Below are 6,000 nucleotides of genomic sequence, written 5' to 3' on the forward strand. Positions count from 1 at the left end.
CACCCGTGGGGTGCTCCTGTTTTTTCTCTTTTCTTTTGTTTGGAAAATTGTTATAATATGATACAACGTAATGGTTTTCTGTGTGATACGCAGAAAGCCTTATCATTTATTTTGGACGAGGAGAAGAAGGCATGAAAGCGTCATTTGATGTTACATTATCACCCAAAGACCTGTATCGGTTTAATATGTACCAGACGTATACCGGGTTTCAGGGATGGAGTTCCATTGCACTTGGAATTCTTGGATTTGTTATGGCTGGAATCAGTTTTCAGAATGGAAAAACATCTTACACCCTGCTCTATATTGCAGTAGGATTTTTGTTTCTTCTTTATATCCCGGTTGCACTGTGGTTTCGTGCGAAGGAGACCCTGAAGACAAACAAGGTGCTTGCCGGCACACTGCATTATGAAATTACAGAGAAAAATATTCATGTATCCCAGGGAAAAGAAACTGGGGATATGGAGTGGCAGGCAATTTATAAGATTGTAGCGAATGCAAAGCAGATTTTAATCTACAGCAATCGGAAAAGCGCATATATTATTCCTATGGAGCAGATTGGAGATCAGTATGCAGCGTTCCGGACACTTGCAGAACAGAAACTGGAAAAATATAAACTCAGAATGAAGGCGTAGAGGCAGTATGCAGGATAAAAAAGTTATGGAATTTGAAACTTTTTCCCCGGAGGAAACTTTAGAGCTCGGAAGAAAATTCGGAAGAGAGGCACAGCCTGGGGAGGTATATACACTTGTCGGGGATCTGGGAGTCGGCAAGACGGTTTTTACACAGGGAATCGCACAGGGACTTGGAATTGAAGAACCGATCTGCAGCCCGACATTTACCATTGTCCAGGTATATGAAGAGGGGCGGATGCCGTTCTATCATTTTGACGTCTATCGTATCGGGGATATCGAGGAGATGGATGAGATCGGATATGAGGACTATTTTTACGGTGAGGGTCTGACGATGATTGAGTGGGCCAATCTGATTGAAGAGATATTGCCGGATCATTACCGGGAGATCACTATTGAAAAAGACCTGGAAAAAGGTTTCGACTACAGAAAAATAACAATTTTAGACAGATAGAGGACAGAATATGAAAATACTAGCGTTGGACAGCTCAGGACTGGTGGCAGGGGTTGCAGTCACAGAAGACGACAATCTGCTGGGAGAATATACAATTAACTATAAAAAAACACATTCACAGACACTTCTTCCAATGTTGGATGAAGTAGCAAAAATGATAGAACTTGATCTGAATACGATTGATGTGATTGCAGTGTCCGCAGGACCTGGATCTTTTACGGGACTCAGGATCGGCTCTGCAACGGCCAAGGGACTCGCTCTTGCCCTGAACAAACAGATTGTTTCCGTGCCGACGGTGGATGCCCTGGCATATAATCTGTGGGGATGTGAGGATCAGGTATGTCCGCTTATGGATGCGCGCCGGCAGCAGGCCTATACCGGACTGTATACTTTTTCCGATGGGCAGATGCAGACACTTCTTCCACAGTGTGCGGTAGGAATCGATGAAATTACCGCAAAGATCAATGAAAGTGGAAAGAAAACCGTATTTTTGGGCGATGGTGTGCCGGTTTTTGCCGATTACCTGAAAGAAAATTTACAGGTACCATACCTGTTTGCACCTGCACATTGCAATAAGCAGCGCGCGGCATGTGTTGCGGTACTTGGCGGCATTTTATACCGTCAGGGAAAGGCTGAGGATGCAGCTGCACACAAGCCGGATTATCTGCGCCTGTCGCAGGCGGAAAGAGAGCGCCAGGAAAAGGCAAGGGATTTTCGCATATGAGAATACGGCAGATGATCGCGGAAGACATTCCGGCTGTTGCACAAATTGAAAAAGAATGTTTTTCCCAGCCGTGGAGTGAACAGGGATTTCTGGATGGAATGAAAGATGCCATATTTTTCGTGGCGGAAGATCCTCAGATCGTAGGTTATATTGGGATGTACCGGATGCCACCGGAAGGAGAGATTACCAATGTGGCAGTGACACCGAAAATGCGTAAAAAAGGCTGTGGAAGAGAGCTTCTTCTGAGAATGCAGCAATGGGCAGATGAACATGGAATTGACCGGATCGTACTTGAAGTACGTTCCGGAAATGAGCCGGCGATACACTTATACCGGACATGTGGATTTGAAAAAATTGGAGTGCGAAAAAATTTTTATCAGTTTCCCAGAGAGGATGCAGATATTATGGAGTGGAAACGATTATGTTAGATGTATGTTTGTTAGGAACTGCAGGAATGATGCCGCTGCCGTACCGGTGGCTGACATCACTTATGCTCAGATATAATGGGAGCAGTTTGCTGATCGATTGCGGTGAGGGAACCCAGATTGCAATCAAAGAGGCGGGACTTAGCTTTAAACCGATCGATATTCTCTGCGTGACACATTTTCACGCGGATCATATCAGCGGACTGCCGGGACTTCTTCTGACGATGGGAAATGCGGAGCGGACAGAACCGCTTACGATCATCGGACCCAAAGGACTCACACGTGTCGTGACGGCACTGCGGACAATTGCACCGGAACTTCCGTTTGAGATCAATTGTATAGAACTGACACAGCCGGAAGAATCTTTTTCTGTTCAGGGATATGACATTCATGCATTTCGTGTGAAACACAATGTCATATGTTACGGATATTCGGTTGAGATTCATCGCGCGGGACGTTTTTCAGTGGAGCGTGCCAGAGAACAGAATGTCCCGATGAAATTATGGAGCCGCCTGCAGAAAGGGGAGACCATTGAGCAGGATGGTGTGATCTATGAGCCGCAGATGGTACTTGGACCGGCAAGAAAAGGCCTGAAAGTGACGTATTGTACAGACAGCCGCCCACTGGATAGCATTGTAAATGCTGCAAAAGAATCGGATTTGTTTATCTGTGAAGGCATGTATGCAGAAAAAGAAAAGTTAAACAAGGCAAAACAGTACAAGCATATGACATTTTATGAAGCCGCAGATATGGCAAAGCGTGCAGAAGTAAAAGAACTGTGGCTGACCCATTTTTCTCCGTCTCTGGTAAGGGCGGAGGATTACATGCCACAGGTGCGGGATATTTTCGCAAATGCATACCTTGGCAAAGATGGAAAGAGTGTGGAATTAACATTTGAGGAGGAATAGGCGTATGAAGAAAGTTGGGATTACCGTTGCAGCAGCAGTATGTGTTGTTTTATTGTGCGTGGGATTTTATTTCATGAAAAACAGCGATGGTTCACAGGCATCGAAAGAAAATCTGACGGTGGTTCAGAGAATCAATGAAAAAAATCTGGCAGATGATTATCCAAAAACCCCGCGTGCAGTGATTAAACTGTATAACCAGATCATTACCAGCTATTATTCTGGAAATTACACGGATGATGAGTTCGACAAGCTGATTGATCAGGCGCGTATGCTTTTTGATCAGGATCTTGCCGATAACAATTCCAAGGATGATTACAAGAAGTCGGTGGAGACGAGCATTGCGGATTACAAGAACCGTTCCTTTAAGATCCGTCAGACCAATGTATGTGACAGCGATGATGTAAAATACCTGACGGATGACAGCAACGGGGATAAACTGGCATATGTCACAGCTTCTTATTTTACGGAAGAAAATAAAAAGTTTGATAAAACCTACCAGATGTATGTGCTTAGAAAAGACGATAACGGAGACTGGAAAATCCGTACATTTTATAAAATCAAGGGGAATTCGACAGAGGAAGAATAAAAATGAGTGACACAGAACAGACTATAAAAATACTTGCAATTGAAAGCTCTTGTGATGAAACCGCTGCGGCAGTTGTGGTGAATGGCCGGGATATGCGTTCGAATGTAATTTCTTCACAGATTGCTCTCCATACATTATATGGAGGGGTTGTACCGGAGATCGCATCGAGAAAGCATATTGAAAAGATCAATCAGGTAATCGCACAGGCACTTTCGGATGCAGATATGACATTACAGGATATGGATGCGATTGGTGTGACTTACGGGCCGGGGCTGGTTGGTGCACTGCTGGTTGGCGTGGCAGAGGCCAAGGCGATCAGCTATGCTGCGAACATTCCGCTGGTAGGGGTACATCATATAGAAGGACATATCAGCGCAAATTATATTGAAAATCCTGATCTGAAGCCACCGTTTTTATGTCTTGTGGTCTCCGGAGGGCATACGCACCTTGTGAAAGTAACGGATTACGGAACGTATGAAATCCTCGGACGGACCAGGGATGATGCGGCAGGAGAAGCATTTGATAAAGTGGCACGCGCAATCGGGCTGGGATATCCGGGAGGACCAAAAATTGAAAAAGTTTCCCATGAAGGAGATCCGAAGGCAATTTCCTTTCCGCGGGCAAAGATTGCAGATGGGGTATATGATTTCAGTTTCAGTGGATTAAAGTCTGCGGTGCTGAATTATCTGAACGGATGCAGGATGAAAAATCTTCCAATTAATCAGGCGGATGTTGCAGCATCATTCCAACAGTCGGTGACGGATGTGCTGGTGGATCATGCGCGGCATGCAATCCGCGAATATCATATGGACAGTTTTGCAATTGCCGGCGGAGTTGCATCCAACGGAGTAATCCGTGCGGCCATGGAACAGATGTGCCGTGAAGAAGGGGTGAAATTTTATCATCCTTCGCCGATTTTGTGCACCGATAACGCGGCGATGATAGGTGCTGCGGCATATTATGACTTTATTGCGGGAAAACGTGCAGGGCTGAATCTGAACGCTGTTCCGAATCTGAAATTGGGAGAATGACCAGATGGAAAACAGGAAACGCTATACAGCGATCGTACTTGCGGCAGGCAGTGGAAGAAGAATGCAAAGTGATACACCCAAACAGTTTATGGAACTGTGTGGACATCCGCTGGTCTATTACAGTCTGTATGCATTTGAAAAGAGTCCGGTAGATGATATTATACTGGTAACAGGAAAAGATGATGTTTCCTATTGCAGAAAAGAAATTGTAGAGGCTTGTGATTTCAGAAAAGTCCGCGCGGTGATTCCGGGCGGCAAAGAACGTTATCTGTCAGTATATGAAGGATTAAAAGCAGCTGCGGACACCGACTATGTTCTGATCCATGATGGGGCACGTCCGATGATTGATGAAACGGAAATCCGGTTGTCCATGCGTGCTGTAGAAGAGGAGCATGCATGTGTGATTGGAGTACCGGTAAAAGATACGATCAAAGTGGGAAATGCAAAACATTATGCTGTGGATACACCGGACAGAAGCTGTCTGTGGGCGGTACAGACACCACAGAGCTTTTCTTATGAACTTTTAATGGAAGCATATGGGGAAATGTGGCAGGCAGCAGAATCCGGCGAAAGGATCACGGATGATGCAATGATTGTGGAACGGTTTACCGGTCATAAAGTCAAGCTTGTTCAGGGAAAATACGAGAATATCAAGGTCACAACACCGGAAGATTTGTTAATTGCAGAAGTTTTTTTAAAAAAAGCAAAAAAAATGAAAAATTGTTATTGACATAAAGAGCCGGGGATGGTAATATATGTCTTGCGCTGATTCAGATGAACAGCGAAAACAGAATACGGAGAGGTATCGAAGTGGTCATAACGAGGCGGTCTTGAAAACCGTTTGTCCGCAAGGGCACATGGGTTCGAATCCCATCCTCTCCGCTAGGCGGTTAAGCCGTTTGAAAAAGAATTCGAAAGAATTCTTTTTCTGTGTCAATATCATAACTTCTCGGGAGAGAAAATGATTTGAGCAGTTATATGGAGAAGTACCCAAGCTGGCCGAAGGGACACCCCTGGAAAGGGTGCAGGTCGTTAATAGCGGCGCGAGGGTTCAAATCCCTCCTTCTCCGCTTTGAATCAAATAAAAAGATTCAAAAAGTTGTTGACAAAAAGCGACAGACATGATAAGATATCAGAGTTGCCGCGAAAGAGCAACAACAAAGAAAAAATAAAAAAGTTGTTGACAACGACTTGAAGATATGATAAAATATACAAGCTGTTGAAAATAACAACAACGAACATT

General features: G+C 44.6%; 8 protein-coding genes and 2 tRNA genes. All 10 read left to right on the forward strand.

What is annotated here, in order from left to right:
- The first annotated feature begins 131 nt into the window (after positions 1-131).
- The 10 genes from DXD06_RS10710 to DXD06_RS10755 all read left to right on the forward strand — a co-directional run bounded on the left by DXD06_RS10710 (position 132) and on the right by DXD06_RS10755 (position 5,827).
- Positions 132-632, forward strand: a complete 501-nt coding sequence (locus DXD06_RS10710) for a YcxB family protein (RefSeq protein ID WP_022044816.1) — start codon at positions 132-134, stop codon at positions 630-632.
- Positions 633-657: 25 nt separating this feature from the next.
- Positions 658-1,083 (forward strand): tRNA (adenosine(37)-N6)-threonylcarbamoyltransferase complex ATPase subunit type 1 TsaE, encoded by a 426-nt coding sequence (gene tsaE / locus DXD06_RS10715; RefSeq protein WP_117831719.1) that lies wholly within the window; start codon positions 658-660, stop codon positions 1,081-1,083.
- A gap of 10 nt (positions 1,084-1,093) precedes the next feature.
- Positions 1,094-1,807, forward strand: coding sequence for a tRNA (adenosine(37)-N6)-threonylcarbamoyltransferase complex dimerization subunit type 1 TsaB (tsaB, locus tag DXD06_RS10720; protein WP_117831691.1), 714 nt, complete (start codon positions 1,094-1,096; stop codon positions 1,805-1,807).
- Positions 1,804-2,235, forward strand: a complete 432-nt coding sequence (gene rimI / locus DXD06_RS10725; RefSeq protein WP_117831693.1) for a ribosomal protein S18-alanine N-acetyltransferase — start codon at positions 1,804-1,806, stop codon at positions 2,233-2,235. Before tsaB ends, rimI begins: the two co-directional genes overlap by 4 nt.
- Positions 2,229-3,140 carry a ribonuclease Z gene (locus tag DXD06_RS10730; protein ID WP_117831695.1) on the forward strand — a complete coding sequence of 304 codons (912 nt, stop codon included), beginning with the start codon at positions 2,229-2,231 and terminating at the stop codon, positions 3,138-3,140. The genes rimI and DXD06_RS10730 overlap by 7 nt, the downstream gene beginning before the upstream one ends.
- 4 nt (positions 3,141-3,144) lie before the next feature.
- On the forward strand, positions 3,145-3,726 hold the full coding sequence (locus DXD06_RS10735; RefSeq protein ID WP_117831697.1) for a DUF6715 family protein: 582 nt from the start codon (positions 3,145-3,147) through the stop codon (positions 3,724-3,726).
- A 2-nt stretch (positions 3,727-3,728) separates the two neighbouring features.
- Positions 3,729-4,757 carry a tRNA (adenosine(37)-N6)-threonylcarbamoyltransferase complex transferase subunit TsaD gene (tsaD, locus tag DXD06_RS10740; protein ID WP_117831699.1) on the forward strand — a complete coding sequence of 343 codons (1,029 nt, stop codon included), beginning with the start codon at positions 3,729-3,731 and terminating at the stop codon, positions 4,755-4,757.
- Positions 4,758-4,761: 4 nt separating this feature from the next.
- Complete coding sequence (gene ispD, locus DXD06_RS10745; protein ID WP_117831701.1) at positions 4,762-5,487, forward strand: 2-C-methyl-D-erythritol 4-phosphate cytidylyltransferase; 726 nt, start codon at positions 4,762-4,764, stop codon at positions 5,485-5,487.
- Between the two features lie 66 nt (positions 5,488-5,553).
- Positions 5,554-5,639 (forward strand) — tRNA-Ser (locus tag DXD06_RS10750).
- Between the two features lie 98 nt (positions 5,640-5,737).
- A tRNA-Ser gene (locus tag DXD06_RS10755) sits at positions 5,738-5,827 on the forward strand.
- Positions 5,828-6,000 lie beyond the last annotated feature (173 nt).

The organism is Roseburia sp. TF10-5, assembly GCF_003462365.1.
Lineage (GTDB): Bacteria > Bacillota > Clostridia > Lachnospirales > Lachnospiraceae > Roseburia > Roseburia faecis.